Raw genomic sequence first — 19005 nt, 5'->3', positions numbered from 1 at the left:
TAAAAACTGATGGAAATATCTGTAAATATTTTAGCAGAAATGATTTTTTTAAGACCAAATAAAAAACGCATACAGAAATAAATCCGTATGCGCTTTTCTTTTTACTTTTATTGTCAGAATTTATTTCCAACCGCCGCCGAGAGCCTGATAAAGCTCTATTCCGGCCTTCATTTTACTGTACTGTGCATTGGCAATATTCAATTCTGCATTTAAAGAATTAACACTGGCATTCAGTACCTCAAGATAATTTGCCATTCCGTAGTTTACTAATTCCTGAGAATAGTTTACAGAATTTTTATAATTCACCAGTTCTTTCTGTTTTAAATCGATGTACTGATCCTGAACGGAATACACTCTTATGGCATCAGAAACTTCTTTTCCTGCGGTAAGAATGGCTTTTCGGAAATTCAGATAAGCGGTTTCCTGATTGGCAAGACTTACTTCGTAATTGGTTCTGATGGCTCTTTTGTTCAGCAACGGCTGTGCAAGACCTGCAACAACATTCGCAAATAAAGAATTAACGCTGAAAAGATGATCGATATCCACCGACTGAACGCCTCCGCTTCCTGTTAATTTTAAAGTCGGATAAAACTGTGCTTTTGCAGAATTTGTCAGTTCAAAAGCATTCATCAGATTATATTCCGCTCTTTTTACATCCGGTCTGTTGGATAATAGTTGTACAGGATATCCTAATTTAAGATCAATCGGAACGTTCTGATTTTCCAAAGATGAACGTTCAATGGTATGAGATGGCTCTCCCATCAGAAGACTCATGGTGTTCTCCAGCAACTGAATCTGTGTATCAATATCAATCAACAAAGATTTTGCGTTGTACACCAAAGCTTCACTCTGCTGAACTGCAACTTCTGTTAAAGTTCCCGCCGTCTTCAAAGCTTTTGTCGTCTCTAAATTCTGCTCACGTACTTTAATGGTTTCTGTGATGATTCTTTTCTGGGCATCGTAGGTAAGCAACTGATAATATGATGAAGCCACAGAAGCAATAAGGTCTGTTTTTACAGCTTTGTGAGCTTCCACAGTCCCTAAATATGTTGCTAACTGCGCTTTTTCCTGTGCTCTGAGTTTTCCCCAAATATCGGCTTCCCAACCAAGACTTGCCGTAATATCGAACTGATTTACATATCGTCTTTCTCCGATAATCTGCCCAAACTGGGTATTGATAGACTGGGTCTGGAATGTGTAATTCGGTCCTATTGATAAGGTTGGCTCATACGCTGCCTTGCTTTGTTTTAAATAAGATTCTGCTGAAGAAATACTCTGCAAAGCAATTCTGATGTCCAGATTATTTTCCAAAGCCTTTGTAATATGTCCCTGAAGAACAGGATCTGTGAAAATTTCTTTCCAGGAAACATTCGCGATATTGGTGCTGTCTGTAGGAAGCATATCTGTACGGTAGAGTTTTTCGTCTACCACATTATCCGGTCTCTGGTATTCTTTCCTCGCCATACACGATGATATGGCGGCAAGAACAGCGACTGAAAATGTTATTCCTTTTATGATGTTTAAAATACTCTTCATTATTTGAAGTTTAAGGTTTAAAGATCAGGGCTTTTCAGTTTTTAGTTATTATTTAAACTTTACATCAAAAACCCCGAACTCACTTAATTTTATTCTGCTAAATTGATTTCTTTCGGTTTGATCGGTTTTACTTTCTCCTGTAAATATTCAAAAATGACATATAAAACAGGGATCACGAAAAGTCCTAAAATAGTTCCTATCAACAAACCGATTGCTGCTCCTGTTGCGATGGATCTGTTTCCTACCGCCCCGATTCCGCTTGCCAAAACCAATGGCAATAAACCGAAGATGAAGGCAAATGAAGTCATCAGAATCGGTCTTAATCTCGCTTTAGCCGCATTAATTGCCGACATAACGATGGTTTCACCATGATGTCTTCTCTGAACGGCAAATTCCACAATCAAAATCGCATTCTTTGCTAATAAACCGACCAACATAATCAGGGCGATCTGGAAATAAATGTTATTTTCCAAGCCCATGATTTTCTGCCCGAAATAAGCGCCCATCACTCCAAGAGGAAGAGAAATCACTACAATTAAAGGAAGAATATAACTTTCATACTGTGCAGAAAGGATGAAATAAACGAAGATCAAACTCAATCCGAAGATCAAAACTGTCTGAGATCCGGAATTTAACTCCTCTCTTGAAAGCCCTGTAAATTCTACATCATAATTCTGGTTCAGGGTTTCTTTCGCTACCTGCTGCACTGCTGAAATGGCATCTCCGGAACTGAATCCCACAGAGTTTGCTCCTGTAATTTTCACCGAAGTAAAAAGGTTATAACGGCTTACTGACTGTGGTCCGTAAGCTTTGGTAAGCGTTACAAACTGTGAGATCGGCGACATGGCTCCGGAACCTGTTTTTACATACAGTTCGTTCAGGTTTTCAATATTCTGTCTGTTTTCAGGAAGTGCCTGAACCATTACCCTGAACTGTTTTCCGTATTTTGTAAAATCGGCTGTATAAACTCCTCCGATGTATCCCTGCATCGTTGCTAAGATATCACTTACAGAAACTCCCAACTGTTTAGCCAAAGGAACATTGATCTTCATTTCATACTGAGGATATTTTGTATTGAATGAAGTCTGGGCAAAATCGATTTCCGGTCTTTCGATCAGTTTTCCGATAAATTCATTGGTTTTTGAATCTAAATCTGCATATTCTCCTCCTGATTTGTCTAAAAGTACCATTTCAAAACCGGCACTGCTACCAAAACCGGGTACACTCGGCGGCTGGAAGAAAACCACTTTTGCATCCGGAACTTTTCCTGAAATTCCGAATAGTCTTTTCGTAATATCTTCAGAAGTCTGCCCGTCTTTTTTACGTTCTTCAAAAGGTTTTAATTTAATGAAAGCCAAACCGTTGTTGCTTCCGTTTCCGGATAAGAATCCTCTACCGGTGGAAATTGTAACGTTTTGTACTCCCGGAACTTTTAAAGCATTTGCCTGAAGCGTCTTCAATGCATTGTAGGTTCTTTCCATAGACGCTCCCGGAGGAAGCTGAACATCGGTAAAGATAATTCCGCGGTCTTCCGTAGGTACGAAACCTTTTTTCATGGTAGAACTCGCCCAGTATAAAATTCCGCCTGTTACAGCAAAAATAATCAGCGTAACCCATTTGTGTCTCAGTAAGAAGATAAATCCTCTTCCGTAACGTTCTGTTGTTGTTTTAAAAGCAATATTGAATTTATAGAAAAACTTCTGAATGAAATTTAAATTTTTATATTCTTTATGGTGCGCATCGTGAGGTTTTAAGAATAATGAACATAAAACCGGACTCAACGTTAATGCATTGATCGCAGAAATAATGATCGCTACAATAAGAGTGATCCCGAACTGCTGATAAAAAACTCCGGTAGGACCTGTAATGAATGTTACCGGAATAAATACAGATGCCATTACCAAAGTAATTGAAATAATAGCTCCTGTAATTTCGTCCATTGCTTCCACGGTTGCTTTTTTGGCATCCGAAATACCGTGTTCCATTTTGGCATGAACGGCTTCGACGACGACAATCGCATCATCCACTACAATACCGATCGCAAGAACCAAAGCAAATAATGTTAACAGGTTTAATGAATATCCGAATAAATTCAGGAAGAAAAAGGCTCCCACAATAGAAACCGGAACTGCAATTGCCGGAATTAAAGTGGATCTGAAATCCTGTAAGAAAATATATACCACGATGAAAACCAAAATAAACGCTTCAATTAAGGTATGCACTACCTTTTCAATAGAAGCATCCAAAAATTCGTTCGTATCAAAATTGAAAGTATATTTAATTCCCTGCGGAAAACTTCCTTCTGCCGATTTCAGGTAAGACTTGATATTTTTAATAATTTCCTGCGCATTGGAACCCGGTGTCTGGAAAATCCCCATACTGATGGAAGGGTTATTTCCGTTTTCCCCGATTCCCGTGTAAGACTGTCCTGCAAGTTCTACTTTGGCAACATCTTTTAACATTAAATTCTGTCCGTCTGCTAAAGATTTAATGATGATATTATCGTACTGTTCCTTATCGTTGAATTTCCCTACATATTTAATGATATATTCGAAAGAACTTCCGCTGTTTTGTCCGATAGAACCTGCGGCAGCTTCTCTACTCTGCTCATTGATGGCATTGGTAACATCGGTAGGCGTTAATCCGTAAGCTGCCATTTTAGCGGGATCCAGCCAGATTCTCATCGAGTAATTTTTACCTCCGAAAACATTGGCATCTCCTACTCCGTTAATCCTTTTTAAATTCGGAATAACATTGATGTTCAAAAAGTTCTGAAGATAGACATCATCCAGATCTTTATTTTCAGAATAGAAAGACATATACATCAAAGCACTCGTCTGCTGTTTCTGGGTAACCACTCCGGAACGCGTTACTTCACTTGGAAGTAAAGGAGTTGCTCTTGCGACACGGTTTTGTACATTTACCGCTGCAATGTCCGGATCAATTCCCTGCTTAAAAAACACCTGAATCTGTGCAGAACCGTCATTTCCGGCAGATGAAGTAATATAATCCATTCCTTCCACCCCGTTGATCTGTTCTTCCAGAGGAACAACCACACTTTTCATTACGGTTTCTGCGTTCGCTCCGGTGTAGTTTGCCGAGACACTTACCGTCGGCGGCGCAATATCAGGATACTGCGTTACGGGTAACGAGATCAGTCCTAAAACACCGAGAATCACAATTAAAATTGAGATTACGGTAGATAAAACCGGTCTGTTGATAAAATTTTTAATCATTAGAATTTCGGTTTTATAGATTGAACAAGACTATCCATTTTCACAGGTTTCTTTATCACGGCAGTTCCCGGTTTCAGACCTCCGATTCCTGCTGCAATTACGGTTTCCCCTTTGTTAACTCCGGATTTTATCAATGCCATATTGTCGATTCTATCAATAACATTAATCACCACATTTTTCGCAGTGTCTTTATCCACTTTATATACGTAAACAATTCCCTGTTGTTCGTAAGTGGCACTTTCCGGAACTACCAGAACATTGTCGTAACGTTGAGGGAATCTTATGGTTCCGCTATTTCCGTTGCTTAAAAGCTTCTGCGCATTGGTAAACGCAACTCTGAACTGGATGGTTCCCGTTGTTGGATCGATCTGTCCTGTAATGGCTTCTATTCTTCCTTTTTCAGGATAAAGACTTCCGTTGGCAAGCTGTAATTCCACCATCGGAAGGTTTTTTATTTTTTCGGGCATGGATGCACCCGGAGATTTTTCAAGGAAATCAAAATATTCTTTTTCGTTCATTGAAAAATAGGCGTAAATCTGAGAAGTATCTGAAATAGTGGTTAAAGGAGTCTGATCTGAAGGTCCTACCAGACTTCCTACTTTTAAAGGAAGCTTTCCGATTACTCCGGAAATAGGCGCACGAATAACAGAATATTCGATATTGGCTTCTACTCCTTTATAATTGGCAACTGCCTGACTTTTTGCAGCCTGTGCCTGTTTTAGCTGCGCCTGAGCCTGTGCTAAATTTGCCTGTGCGGTCTGTAACTGAACATTGCTGATGATGTTTTTCTGAACCAGCGGTTTAAGTTTGTTCACTTCAACATTTGCCGCCGCAACAGCAGCCTGAGCTGCCGCAATATTGGATTCTGCAGCACTGATTCCTGCTTTTGAAGCCGCCGCATTTTCATTCAGGATATTGGTTTCCAGACGGAAAAGCGGCTGTCCTTTGGTTACATACTGCCCTTCATCTACCAAAACCTGTGTGATATATCCCTGAATTTTAGCACGGACATCATTATTAACTTTACCCTGAATGGTAGCCGGAAAAGTCTGATAGCCCACTATATTTTTCGCCTCCACCTTTACCACAGGATACGGTTTCGGACCGTCCTGCTTCGGAGCTTCTTTTTTGCAAGCCACTAAAGAGAGAGCTGCAACAGAAAGTATAACTAGCTTATTATTCATTTTTATAGTTTATTAAGAGATTCCTGAATATTTTTAATGTTCCTGTTTAAAAGAGCTTTATAAGCTTCCATCTTTTCATTGTAATCGTCATGATTTTTTTTAAAATTGTCTAAATCATCCAGTAGTTGTAATTCGTCTTGCATTTTTTGAACTATTTTTTCAAATCTTATCTTCTTATAACCGTCATTGATGAAAAAATACCGTTTCCTCTCGTCCATTTTGTTGTGATCTACGATGAGCTCTGCGTTCAGCAGTAAAGAAATACTTGTAGAGACCGAACTTTTGCTCGCGGAAAGCACTTCCACAAATTCATCAAAAGTAATGCCCACTTTATCATAATCGAATAAAAGGTACGCGTAAATCTTTGAAGCTAACGGCGGAAGGCTGAAAATGGTACCGTAGAACTTTACGGCATTCTGAAAAATTTTTTCATCAATTTCTATACTCTTATGCATTGTATATAAATTTGAAACAAAAATAGAAATTAGTTCTGAACTAAACGAACAAACCTGATAGAGTTTATAAATATCAGGCTTTTTAAAATTTCAATGAAAACGGATTTAACTTTTGGACTAAAAAATAATCTTCTCAAAGGCTTTTCTTACGCCTCCTGCGAGAACTACTTCGCCGCAGTAGCTGTAGCCTTTGTTCTCAAGAATTTTCAGCATCGGAATATTATCATAGTTGGTATCGACCTTAATGCTCTGAATTCCATGAGATCTGGTGAATTCTTCAATGTGGTTGAAAAGAATTTTTACCATTCCCTGTCCTGCAAATTTTTCATCAACAGCAACTCTGTGTACCACGACGAATTCTCCGTTGCTCAGCCAGGCTCCTTCAATGGTGCTGTATGCGGGTTCATCATTCAGGATTAAAGCAACGTAAACAGAAATTTCCCCATCTACCGTCATTACATATCCGAAACCTTTTGCAATATCGCTTTCCACGGTTCCCAAATTCGGGTAACCTTCCTGCCATTGGGTACTTCCGTCTTTTCTTCTTCTTTCGATTGCCTGCTGCAGAATATTCCAGATTATATCTCTGTCTTCAATTTCTGCTCTTCTCAGCTTAATTTCCTGTGCCACGTTTATTCTATTGATTTTAAGTTTGTTTATTAAGAATCAGTTTTATTATTTCTGTATTTTATTTTTAGAAATATCATCACAATCAGCATAATTAGCATTAAAACGTTTGTAATCCAAAGAGGTTTTGCATCCTTCATCATTCCGTAAACAGCCCAAAGCAAAGCGTTTAAAGTAAGAAATGATAAAGTAACCATGGAAAGGTCTTTTCCGGATTTTGTCTTCCACAATTTGATTACCTGCGGTAAAAAAGAAATGGATGAAATTAATGCTCCCGAATAACCAATTATCTGCTCTATCATATTTTTGTTTTTTGAATTATCATCTAATATACTAAAAATAAAACAAAGGTTAAACGTTAAACCATATTTGTTTTGTTAAAATATGACAGTTATTTATGTTCATTATTTCATACAAATGTATGATTATCAGATAAATAAAAAACCGAAAACTAATAATATTAATTTTCGGTTCGAAGTAGTAAAATTTAAAATTATGAAATTGTTTTTGTTAATTTTCACTTTGCTGAAGATATGCATCGATAATTTCGAATGCTTTTTTCTCATCTTCAAGTTTCACCATTACTTTCAGCGATGTCGCCGTGGGCGTGGTTGTAAAAGTAAGGTAATTGTTTTCTACTGAATTTTTAATCTGCGCATCATCCAGTTTAGACTTTATCAATTGGATTTCTGCAGGTTTGTCACTTTCAAAAACTGATACTCTTGTACTTCTTTCCATATTCTATCTCGTTTGAGTATCTAAATATATAACGTTTTTTTGAAAATCACAAATTTCAGCTTTTAAATTTTATGAATATTATTTTCGATTTTATCTAAAGCGATCTGAATTTCTTCTTTCGTAACGTTCAGATGCGGTCTGAAGCGAAGTGACTGATCTCCACATGAAAGGATAATCATTCCGTCGTTCCAAAGCTCGTCTCTTAATGCATTTCTCTGTTCAGAAGTCGGAAGATCGATGGCGCACATCAGTCCTCTTCCTCTTGCATTGGATAGTTTTTCAGGATATTTTTCTGCAAGACCGATTAATCCGTTAAGCAAATATTCTCCTACCACTCTTGCATTTTCCACAAGGTTTTCTTTTTCGATAACTTCCATTACCAACTGGAAACGTAGCATATCGATAAAATTACCTCCGAAAGTGGAATTAATTCTTGAGCTTTCTCTGAAAACATTGTTCGGAACTTCATCAAATTTTTCTTTATTGGCTAAAACTCCGCAAACCTGCGCTTTTTTACCGAAAGAAATAATATCCGGTTTTGCTGTAAAATGTTCAAATGCCCACATTTTACCTGTAATTCCGATACCGGTCTGAACTTCATCAAAAATTAAAAGAATGTCATGCTGATCGCAAATCTTTCTCAATCCCATTAAAAATTCGTCTCTGAAATGGTTGTCTCCGCCTTCAGCCTGAATCGGCTCGATGATGATACACGCCACTTTATCAGGATTCATTAAAATCGCTTCTTCAATATTTAATAAAGCCAGTCTTTCGTTTTTAATGGTTTCTTCCAAATTCTCTTCCGTGATCGGGAAAGTAAGTTTAGGATTTAGGATTCTTGGCCAGTCGAACATCGGGAAATACTGATATTTTCTGGGATCTGAAGTATTTGTTAAACTTAACGTATACCCGCTTCTTCCGTGGAATGCCTGTTTGAAATGAATGCAGATTCCCGCTTCCAGATTAAGACCTTTTTCAAAATTTTTACGCGTTTTCCAGTCGAAACACGCTTTCAGGGCATTTTCTACTCCTAAAGTTCCGCCTTCGATAAAGAAAGCATACTGCAGTTCTTCAGGAATTACCACTCTTTCAAAAACTTCTAAGAAATGCGCATATTCTTCAGAATATACATCTGCCAAAGTGGGTTTGTTGACTGCCATTTTTCCCAGCCATGCCGATTTCTCAACGATATAGGGATGATTGTAACCGATGGATGCCGAAGCAAACATGGAAAACATATCTAAATATTCTCTGTCTGTAAGTTTATCGTACAGCCATGAACCGTGGGATTTTTCAATATCCATCACGAAATCGAAACCATCTGCCAAAACGTGTCTTCCAACGGTTTCTTTTACTTTATTTGCTTTTATTTCAATTGTCTGTTCCATTTTTAAATAAAAATCTTAGGGGTGATTAAAATTTAATAATAATTTGAGACTTAAAAATCTGTTTCCAAATTTTTAAACTCATGATGTTAGTTTTTAAAGGTCAAACTTAATTCCCTGTGCTAAAGGTAAGTTTGTGGTATAATTGATGGTGTTGGTCTGTCTTCTCATGTAATACTTCCAAACATCTGATCCGGATTCTCTTCCGCCTCCGGTTTCTTTTTCTCCACCGAAAGCTCCGCCGATTTCCGCACCTGAAGTTCCGATGTTTACATTGGCAATTCCACAGTCTGAACCTGCATGAGAAAGGAATAATTCTGCCTCTCTTAAGTTCTGCGTCATGATTGCAGACGACAATCCTTGAGGAACATCATTCTGAATAGCAATTGCTTCTTCTAAAGTTTTGTATTTGATTAAATATAAAATAGGTGCGAAAGTTTCATGCTGAACGATTTCATAAGAATTCTTTACTTCAGCGATACATGGTTTTACGTAACAACCGGATTCGTATCCTTTTCCTTTCAGGACTTCACCTTCCACGATGAATTTTGCGCCTTCTTTTTTACCTTTTTTGATGGCTTCCTGATACATATTTACCGCATCGATATCAATAAGCGGACCTACATGATTTGTTTCATCCAGAGGATTTCCGATTTTCAGTTGTCCGTACGCTTTTACCAGTCTGTTCTTTACTTCATCATAAACACTTTCGTGGATAATCAGTCTTCTTGTGGAAGTACATCTCTGTCCTGCTGTTCCTACAGCTCCGAAAACTGCTCCGATGATCGACATATCAATATCTGCATCTTTAGAAATGATGATGGCATTATTTCCACCTAATTCAAGGATCGATTTCCCGAATCTCTGCGCAACATTTGCTGAAACCATTCTTCCGACTCTTGTAGAACCGGTAAAAGAAACTAAAGCGACTCTCTTGTCATCCACTAATTTCTGCCCGATTTCATGATCTGCAACCAATACGCTGGAAATACCTTCGGAAAGGTTATTTTCCTTTAACACTTCGTTCATGATGTTTTGGCAGGCAATGGCGCAAAGCGGTGTTTTTTCTGACGGTTTCCAGATCGTAACGTTACCGCAGATCCATGCTAAAGCTGTGTTCCAAGCCCAAACCGCTACCGGAAAGTTGAACGCGGTGATGATCCCCACGATTCCCAGCGGATGATACTGCTCATACATTCTGTGTCCCGGTCTTTCCGAGTGCATTGTGTACCCGTGAAGCTGTCTTGAAACCCCTACTGCAAAATCGCAGATATCAATCATTTCCTGAACTTCTCCAAGACCTTCCTGCAGGGATTTTCCCATTTCATAGGAAACCAGTTTCCCCAAATCGTCTTTGTACTGTCTTAATTTCTGACCTAACTGTCTTACAATTTCCCCTCTTTTAGGAGCCGGAATCAATCTGAACTCTTTAAAAGCTTTTTCAGCCGTCTCAATTACCTTGTCATAATCAGATTCTCCGGAAGTCTTCACTTTAGCAATCAGATTTCCGTCTACAGGAGAGTAACTTTCGATGGTTTTCCCTGATGCAAAGTATTTTCCGCCTACTGAAGTTCCCTTATTTTCATCCTTAATTCCTAGATTTTTGAGTGTTTTTTCGATCCCAAAATCCTTTACTTTTTTAGACATAAAAATTTTACTTTTCGTTTCCTCTAAAGATAGAAATATTATGCGAATCCCAAAATTTTAATTTTTTAACAATTTTTTATTTGGACTAATTATAAACATAGTTATCTTTGTATAGGAATCATTTTATTTCAGGAATGGAAAATAATAAGATTAATAACGAACCTGCCACAGAGGAAAAAAAATCCTCCAGATGGAAAAGTCTGGTAAAGAAATTCGGGATCGGCGGAATTATATTTTTTACCGTCAAAGGAATTATTACTTCTACGCTGATTTATTTTCTGGGGAAAAATTTCTGGACGGTGATCTCCGATTATATTACCGGAATTTTTGATTAATTAATTGATATATAGATACAAAAAGCTGAGAAATTTCTCAGCTTTTGTTTTGGATTCAAGGTCATTAGTAATGACGATATTTTATTCTTTCTTTTTCCTTCCTGAATTAATCAGGCTCTGATGCAGCAAATACTCAATCTGTCCGTTTACACTCCGGAATTCGTCATTTGCCCATTTTTCCAGAAGCTTAAATGTAGACTCATCAATCCTTAAAACAAAAGATTTTTTGCCTTTATTTTCGGAAGGATCCTGAGCTTTTTCTGATTTCATTTTTTCTATTTTTCTTTTGCTTAATTTGTATTTAACGCAAAGTGCACAAAGATTTTTCTGAACTACTTTATGTTTTTATGTTCGCCAAGGCGTTTCACTCAGCAAAGATGTAAGGTTATATAGTCATTCAGAACAGAGCACAGTAGAGTGAAAATCTTTTAAATATAAATTTTCTATTTCGCTCAAATTGACGTTTCTAATGCTATTCTTCTAAATACACAGCTTTCCTACGGAATGACAAATATTGCGAAAATTTTAATTATCAATTATACAAAGTTCCGGCATTTAAAATTGGTTGTGCAGCTTTTTCCCCGCAAAGAACCACCATTAAATTGCTCACCATGGCTGCTTTTCTTTCGTCATCCAATTCTACGATATTTTCTTCCGAAAGCTTTTTCAGGGCTAAATCCACCATTCCTACAGCTCCTTCTACGATCTTTGTTCTTGCGGCTACAATTGCCGTTGCCTGCTGTCTCTGCAACATCGCTCCTGCGATTTCTGATGCGTAAGCCAAGTGTGAAATTCTTGCTTCCTGAATGGTAATTCCTGCCTTTGAAAGTCTTTCGGTAAGCTCCTGCTCTAAGATTGCATTGATCTTTTCACCGCCTTCTCTTAAAGTAATCGGCGCATGATCGTCTTCTAAATTGTCGTAAGGAAAACTCATCGCCAGATGACGTACCGCGGCTTCACTCTGCATTTTCACAAAATCTGAATACCGTTCAACGTCAAAAGCCGCTTTGTAGGTATCTCCCACTTTCCAGACAATCACAACTGCAATTTCAATCGGATTCCCCAACTTGTCATTCACTTTAAGAGTCTGTCCCTGTAAATTTTCTGAACGGAGACTGATTTTCTGTGAGGAATATAAAGGATTGATAAAAAATAAACCGTTGTCTTTTACGGTTCCGACATATTTTCCGAAAAAGTTCAGCACTCTTGAATGATTAGGCTGAATAATCATTAACCCTTTCATAAAAAAGCAAAACAGAATAAATGACAATAATGATAAAACGACAAGCGTAACACTGTTATCGACACCGATTGCAAATAAATAAACGGAAACGGCAAACAATCCAAGACAAATGACCAAAGTAAAGTATCCCGACATTGGTTTTAAGATTTTTTCCATGATATTGATTTTTTAATTTGATATTATTTTGATATCATAAAGGTATGACTTTTTTCACATGAAAAATCATTTATTTTAAAATTTCTTTTGACTTGTCGGTTAAATTCTAAGCACAAAAAAATCCCTGAAAAATTAATTTCAGGGATCGTATATATGATAAATCTTAAATTTATTTTTTATTTAAAATTCTGAACTTGTAATAAGATGCGGCTGATAAAAGTGCCATTGTTGCAAGTCCGATATAAACCCAAGCCGGAACCGGAACCGGATCTCCCGCTGCGTAAGAGTGAAGTCCGCTCAGGTAATAATTTACTCCGAAATACGTCATGACCATCGAGCAAAATGCAAACATCGTCGCAACGTGAAATGCCCATCTGCTTCTTAATCCCGGAACCAGTCTCATGTGAAGAACAAATGCATATACCATAATGGAAATGAATGCCCATGTTTCCTTCGGATCCCAGCTCCAGTATCTTCCCCATGATTCGTTTGCCCAGATTCCTCCTAAGAAGTTTCCTACGGTTAATGCAAACAAACCTATGGTTAAAGACATTTCAGAAACGATTACCAGTTCTTTCAATGTTGTATCGTGATGCAATTTATATGTTTCTTTATTGGAAATGATATAAAATACCAAACTGATTACTGCAATGATCATCGACAGTGCAAAGAACCCATAACTTGAGGTAATAATTGCAACGTGAACAATCAGCCAATACGATTTCAATACAGGAACCAAAGGTGTAATCTGCGGATCAAGAGCAGAACCTCCGTGCGCAAATCCCATCATAATTACAGCTACCATAAATCCGGCTGCCGGAATTAAGGCATTGGAATTTCTGTAAAGTAATAAACCTGCTGTAATACCTACCCAAGAAATGAAAATAATGGCTTCATACCCGTTACTCCACGGAGCGTGACCGGAAATATACCATCTTGCCACTAAACCAAGGAAATGGAAAAGATATCCTACAATTCCTAAAACAATGATAACTTTAATTGCTTTGTTTAAAACTTTTTTAGACTTAAATAATTCAACAAAACCTAAGATTAATAACAATCCTCCGATTAATGTGTAGAAGATCAACAATTTGAAGTTGATATTCACTTTATTCATGAACACCTCAAGATCAACTTTAGATTTTGCAGGAACGACAGCTTTGCCCCATTTTTGCTGATATTCTGAAAGTTTCGCCAGTTGCGCATCTGCTTTTGCCCAATTTCCTGATTGCTGAGCCTGCAAAACTTCTGCAAAGTATGGTCCCATAACCTGTTGAGACTCCATATCCGGTTCCATTTTCTGATCCAGCCATGAATGCCATGTGTGATTGGCGTCGTTCTTTACCGGAACAATTCTCATGAACTGACCGCTAAAAAATTCGTTGAAGATCTGAACTCTTTCGTTTACCGCAATCACTTCTTTATCATAATTGGTCTGTTCAGCCGGTTTTTTACGGAACGCAGTGTTGTAATCGCTTTCAAGGATATATCTTAAATTTCCGTTGGCATCTGCCGGGAAAAGATTCATTAAAGAAGTATATCCATCTTCGTCTGCTTTGGTTTTATTTTTCAGTTCGTCTCCGCCTTTTGTTCCTACTTTAATCATCGGAACCATTGTCCAGCTTGGCGTATCGATATTCACCGATAAAAACCATTGGTTTGCTGTTAAAGATTTTCCGTCTGTTCCTTTAAACTCGTCCTTTTTATAAAGCTTTCTTAAAACATCCAAAGCTTCGGTATTAATCGGAACGATTCTTCCTTCAAAATTCTGCACCAAAAGATATCCGAATTTATCAGCATGTTCTGCGCTGATTTTATTTCTTGCAATAATTTCATCGGCAGAAACCACTTTCATTTTTGTAAACGGCTGCGCTCCCTGTGGTTTTAATGTTTCTGAGCCCTGAGCGTGACTGTGATTATCCCCTTCTACATGGATATGTTCCCTGCTTCCGTCGGTTGTGCCATGTGTCTCAATTTTCTGGGCATTTAAGCCGAAACTCAACAATAATAAAATTACTGCTGCTGCTTTCTTTTTGTTAACGTCTTTCAGCATTTTGTTTAATTTCCAGAAGTGGGTTCCTTTCCAGAAGAACATAAAGAACATTCCCCCGAATAAGAATGTATACCCGATATAGGAAATCAAAGTTCCCCAATAATCGTGGTTTACGGAAAGAACCGTTCCCATTCTGTCCGGATCGAAGCTCGACTGGAAAAAACGGTATCCTTTATGGTTCAGAACGTGGTTCATATAGATTTTAAAAGGAGTCTGTTTTCCTTCATCAATAATTTTAATGTGGCTTTCGTACGCACTCGGAGAAGAACTTCCCGGATAAGTTTCCATGATGAAATCATCCAGTTTAAGCGAGAAAGGTGTATTGTAAATTTTAGGACCAAAACCGATCATAATGTTCAAACCGTCCATTGTTACCTGTTTGTAAGCATTCGGATTTCCTTTTTCTACCGAAAGATCTACCATTTGCTTTGTTTTAGGCCCCTGAAGTTCTACGGTTAACATATCCGGAACATTCTGATCTTTCTTTCTGTCGCCTTCAATCGCCATCAGTTTTCCTTTTTTAAGACCTTCCGGAACTACTAATTTTAATTCGTTGATGGAATATAAACTTCTTAAAGCCAAAGGCTGGAATTCATCTTTCACCGTTGTTCCGGTTGCCTGAGTTGCCATCGTCATATAACTTGCATCCACAGGAGTTTTGATGAACAGTTTTCCGCCTTCGTTTTTAAATTCAACCGCACCTTCAATAGCTCTGTTGAACGTTACCAAAGTTCCGTTGATTGATTTTGTTTCGCCCGGCTTGATGAAAATATTCTGTCTTCCGGTTTGTCCTGTGGAAACCAAATGAAGATATTCTGCCCCATTCTGATCAGCCAGAAGACTGTCTTTTTTTCGCTGAACATATTCTTTAGCAACTACTTTCACCTGCTTTCCGTGGAAATCGTAGGTTGCTTCCAGATCCTTGTGCAAAGGAGACATTAAGTAAGGAATATCTTTATAGTTAAGAACATCACCTTTCTCTTCAATCTGTACTTTGAGGAAGTTTTTATCCGTTACGATTTCATTGGATGTTTCCCCTTCACGGATGTGCATAGTCCCTTCGAAACTGATGTACCTTGTGATTGCACCACCGATGAAGATGAGTATAAAAGCAAGGTGAAACACCAGAACCGGCCATTTTTCTCTCTTCCAAAGTCGGTATCTTCCGATGTTTCCGATGAAGTTGAGAATGAGCAGGAACATGATAAGTTCGAACCATTTTGCTTCGTAAATTAATGCTTTTGCTGTAGGAGTACCGTAGTCGTTTTCCAAGAACGTTGCATAAGCCATCGCAAATGCATACACCAGTAACAATACAGCCATTGTCCTGGTCGAGATAAGAATATCTTGCAGCTTCTTCATGATTTATATACTTGACATGCAAAAATAAGGATGATAAACCATAAAGACTCCAAAAAAAACTGTCATTTATCAGTTGAGACTGCTTTTAATCTTATTTTTATTGATTCTTAATAAGCAAATTTCCTTTGAGGAAAATTTAAAACGAAAAAATCATCAGAATTGAATTCATAAAAGCTATAAAACTGATTGACAAGCTCTATCTTTCCCAAATTTTTAATCTTTATTTGATTCAAATTTTTAAAACAGTAAAAAATGATCGAATATTTTTTCCCAGTTCATTTTATTTTAAATATTTTTAATCATTAAAACCAAATCAATCTAAATTTCTTTTAAAATAAGGGAAAAATTAGTTACTTTTTTAAGCTTATGCGCATCCGTTTAATGTAAGAAAAACATTAAATTTGCCAATTGACATTATGAATAAAAACACACAAAACAAACCGACTGAATCGCCTGATAAGGGCAAATTTCTATCTAAGCCAAGAGTATTTTTCGGGCTTACTTTCATCCTTTTTTCTGTAGTGCTTACTTTTTCGTTCGTTTCTTACCTGATGAACTGGAAGGCAGATCAGAGTCAGGCAGGAACGATGCTCGATAAAAGTATAAAATCTTCCAATCTTTTCGGAAAACTGGGCGACTGGCTCGGAAATATTTTTATTTTCGAAAGCATCGGAGTGGCTTCATTCATCATTGCCTTTTTATTTCTGGTTTTCGGAACCGTTATCCTGAAAAAGAAAATGTTCAAACCTTGGAAAACGGTGGGGCATTCCCTGTTTTTCATTTGCTGGCTTCCGATTCTGTTTGGAGCGATTACTAAAGGACAGGGTGTTTTAAGCGGAGTTTACGGATATCAGATCATGGAGTCTCTGAATACGATTATTGGTTCTTATGGTCTTTGGCTGGTTTTAATTGCAAGTATTGCTTTGTATTTTATTTTAGAGTTTAATCTTCGTCCGAGTTCTATCAAGTCTAAATTAAATGACATCAATGAAAATACCATCGGAAAAGTAAGATCGATGATGCCGAGTTCTGATGAAAATTTTGAAGCGGATGAAGAACTGATTGAGGAAATAGAAACGGCAGAACAGGAAGAAGAACAACCTAAAATAAAAGTAACGGAAGTTGCAGAAAAACCAGCTCCCAAAATGGCGGAGCCTGAACCTGTAAAAGTTCCGAAAGGTTTTCCGGAAGTTCCGGTATCAAGCAATCTGGATCCGATTGTAACGCCGAATAAAACTTCTTTTGATGAGGAACCTAAGAATGATTTTTCAAACTCCATCAATTTAAATCTTGACTCCAGACCTAAAGTTCCTACTACAAGTCCGGAACAGGCTTTTGATATGACACCTTCTATTCCGGTAAGTACAGTTATTGCGGCTGCACCTCAGGAAAATATTAAATTTAATGTAGAAGTAGCTCCGGTTATCGATATTCTTGATGATTCCGAAAGACAGTCTCAGGAATTGGTAGATAAACATGGATTGTACGATCATAAACTGGATCTTGCCAAATTCCAGATGCCGCCTGTTGAATTGCTGAAAGATTACGGAAACGAAGAAATTTCGATCAACAAAGACGAACTGGAAGAAAACAAAAATAAAATTGTCGGATTGCTGAAAAACTTTAACGTAGGAATTGCCGAAATTAAAGCAACGATAGGACCGACTGTAACTTTATATGAAATTGTACCGGAAGCAGGAATTCGTGTAGCAGCGATTAAAAAACTGCAGGATGATATTGCCCTGAATCTTTCCGCTTTGGGAATCCGTATTATTGCACCAATGCCTGGAAAAGGGACAATCGGGATTGAAGTTCCGAGAAAAAATCCGACGATGGTTTCTATGCGTTCGGTGATTGCTTCGCAAAAATTCCAGAATACAGATATGGATCTTCCGGTTGTTTTCGGTAAAACCATTTCCAATGAAATTTTTATGGCAGATTTATCCAAAATGCCTCACTTACTGATGGCAGGAGCAACAGGACAGGGTAAATCGGTCGGTATTAATGCAATTCTTACTTCACTATTATACAAAAAGCATCCGAGCGAACTGAAATTTGTAATGGTAGATCCTAAGAAAGTGGAACTTTCATTGTATTCAAAAATCGAAAGACATTATCTTGCCAAACTTCCGGATGCAGAAGAGGCAATTATTACAGACACGAATAAAGTAATCAACACGCTGAATTCTCTCTGTATCGAAATGGATACGAGATATGATCTGCTTAAAAATGCATTTTGTAAAAATTTAAAGGAATACAATAAAAAATTTGCGGAAAGAAAATTAAATCCTGAAAACGGTCACCGTTACTTACCATACATTGTTTTGGTGGTGGACGAATTTGCCGATTTAATTATGACTGCCGGAAAAGAGGTTGAATTACCGATTGCCAGATTGGCTCAGTTGGCAAGAGCGGTGGGAATCCACTTAATTGTTGCAACACAAAGACCTTCCGTAAATGTAATTACAGGTATGATTAAAGCGAACTTCCCTGCAAGAGCAGCGTTCAGGGTAATTTCCAGTGTAGATTCCAGAACGATTCTGGATTCTCCGGGAGCAGATCAGCTTATTGGGAAAGGAGATATGCTTTATTTTAACGGAAATGAAATTTTAAGACTTCAGTGTGCATTTGTAGACACTCCGGAAGTGGAAAGACTTGCAGAATTTATCGGGGAACAAAAAGGATACGCTTCCGCATTCATTCTTCCGGAATATGTTTCTGAAGATTCTACCAGTACAGTGGGAGCTTTTGATCCGAATGAAAAAGATGCTTTGTTCGAAGATGCAGCGAGAATTATTGTTTCTACTCAGCAAGGTTCTACCTCAATGCTTCAAAGACAACTGAAACTGGGCTACAACAGAGCCGGAAGAATTATGGATCAACTGGAAGCCAGCGGAATTGTCGGCGGATTTAACGGGGCAAAAGCAAGAGAGGTTCTCATCAGTGACCTTCATTCTTTGGAACAGTTTTTGGAAGATCTGCGCAGTTAAAGCGAAATTTCAGTTTAACTTTTAACATTAAAGAAAGTCTAAAGATTAAAGAATTTAA

The 19005-nt window shown here is 37.8% G+C and carries 14 protein-coding genes; 2 read left to right on the top strand and 12 right to left on the bottom strand.

The genetic code is table 11. The features are described from left to right. Positions 1-120: 120 nt before the first annotated feature. The 9 genes from H6W53_RS00910 to H6W53_RS00870 form a co-directional block, all read right to left on the bottom strand. Positions 121-1536 carry a TolC family protein gene (locus H6W53_RS00910; protein WP_185204490.1) on the bottom strand — a complete coding sequence of 472 codons (1416 nt, stop codon included), beginning with the start codon at positions 1534-1536 and terminating at the stop codon, positions 121-123. Positions 1537-1625: 89 nt separating this feature from the next. Further along, entirely contained in the window at positions 1626-4772 is a 3147-nt protein-coding gene (locus H6W53_RS00905; protein WP_185204489.1) for an efflux RND transporter permease subunit, read from the bottom strand. Beyond that, positions 4772-5956 carry an efflux RND transporter periplasmic adaptor subunit gene (locus H6W53_RS00900; RefSeq protein ID WP_185204488.1) on the bottom strand — a complete coding sequence of 395 codons (1185 nt, stop codon included), beginning with the start codon at positions 5954-5956 and terminating at the stop codon, positions 4772-4774. Before H6W53_RS00900 ends, H6W53_RS00905 begins: the two co-directional genes overlap by 1 nt. A gap of 2 nt (positions 5957-5958) precedes the next feature. After that, positions 5959-6411, bottom strand: coding sequence for a transcriptional regulator (locus H6W53_RS00895; protein ID WP_087710068.1), 453 nt, complete (start codon positions 6409-6411; stop codon positions 5959-5961). A gap of 117 nt (positions 6412-6528) precedes the next feature. Beyond that, positions 6529-7041 carry a GNAT family N-acetyltransferase gene (locus H6W53_RS00890; RefSeq protein ID WP_185204487.1) on the bottom strand — a complete coding sequence of 171 codons (513 nt, stop codon included), beginning with the start codon at positions 7039-7041 and terminating at the stop codon, positions 6529-6531. Positions 7042-7070: 29 nt separating this feature from the next. Next, positions 7071-7340 carry a SemiSWEET family sugar transporter gene (locus H6W53_RS00885; RefSeq protein WP_087710065.1) on the bottom strand — a complete coding sequence of 90 codons (270 nt, stop codon included), beginning with the start codon at positions 7338-7340 and terminating at the stop codon, positions 7071-7073. A gap of 208 nt (positions 7341-7548) precedes the next feature. Further along, positions 7549-7776, bottom strand: coding sequence for a DUF2007 domain-containing protein (locus tag H6W53_RS00880; protein WP_076390287.1), 228 nt, complete (start codon positions 7774-7776; stop codon positions 7549-7551). A gap of 62 nt (positions 7777-7838) precedes the next feature. Further along, positions 7839-9164 (bottom strand): L-lysine 6-transaminase, encoded by a 1326-nt coding sequence (gene lat, locus H6W53_RS00875; RefSeq protein ID WP_116099234.1) that lies wholly within the window; start codon positions 9162-9164, stop codon positions 7839-7841. 93 nt (positions 9165-9257) lie between these two features. Then, a complete protein-coding gene (locus tag H6W53_RS00870; RefSeq protein WP_185204486.1) occupies positions 9258-10808 on the bottom strand; it encodes an aldehyde dehydrogenase family protein in 1551 nt (516 codons plus the stop codon). Positions 10809-10915: 107 nt separating this feature from the next. Here H6W53_RS00870 and H6W53_RS00865 point away from each other — a divergent pair, with 107 nt between their 5' ends. Further along, positions 10916-11143, top strand: a complete 228-nt coding sequence (locus tag H6W53_RS00865) for a hypothetical protein (RefSeq protein ID WP_185204485.1) — start codon at positions 10916-10918, stop codon at positions 11141-11143. A gap of 81 nt (positions 11144-11224) precedes the next feature. Here H6W53_RS00865 and H6W53_RS00860 read toward each other — a convergent pair whose 3' ends face one another. The 3 genes from H6W53_RS00860 to ccsA form a co-directional block, all read right to left on the bottom strand. Further along, positions 11225-11413 (bottom strand): Arc family DNA binding domain-containing protein, encoded by a 189-nt coding sequence (locus H6W53_RS00860; RefSeq protein WP_185204484.1) that lies wholly within the window; start codon positions 11411-11413, stop codon positions 11225-11227. A gap of 262 nt (positions 11414-11675) precedes the next feature. Next, positions 11676-12542, bottom strand: a complete 867-nt coding sequence (locus H6W53_RS00855) for an SPFH domain-containing protein (RefSeq protein ID WP_185204483.1) — start codon at positions 12540-12542, stop codon at positions 11676-11678. Positions 12543-12711: 169 nt separating this feature from the next. Then, positions 12712-15957: a cytochrome c biogenesis protein gene (gene ccsA / locus H6W53_RS00850; protein ID WP_185204482.1), complete on the bottom strand. Its 3246-nt coding sequence runs from the start codon at positions 15955-15957 to the stop codon at positions 12712-12714. Between the two features lie 416 nt (positions 15958-16373). On the opposite strand from ccsA, the gene H6W53_RS00845 reads away from it, so the two are divergent. Further along, on the top strand, positions 16374-18947 hold the full coding sequence (locus H6W53_RS00845; RefSeq protein ID WP_185204481.1) for an FtsK/SpoIIIE family DNA translocase: 2574 nt from the start codon (positions 16374-16376) through the stop codon (positions 18945-18947). Positions 18948-19005: the final 58 nt, after the last annotated feature.

Origin of the sequence: Chryseobacterium sp. C3 (assembly GCF_014218905.1) — a bacterium.
GTDB lineage: Bacteria > Bacteroidota > Bacteroidia > Flavobacteriales > Weeksellaceae > Chryseobacterium > Chryseobacterium mucoviscidosis.
The sequence above is the reverse complement of the archived record's forward strand: the minus strand, read 5'-3'. Positions and strand labels throughout refer to the sequence as shown.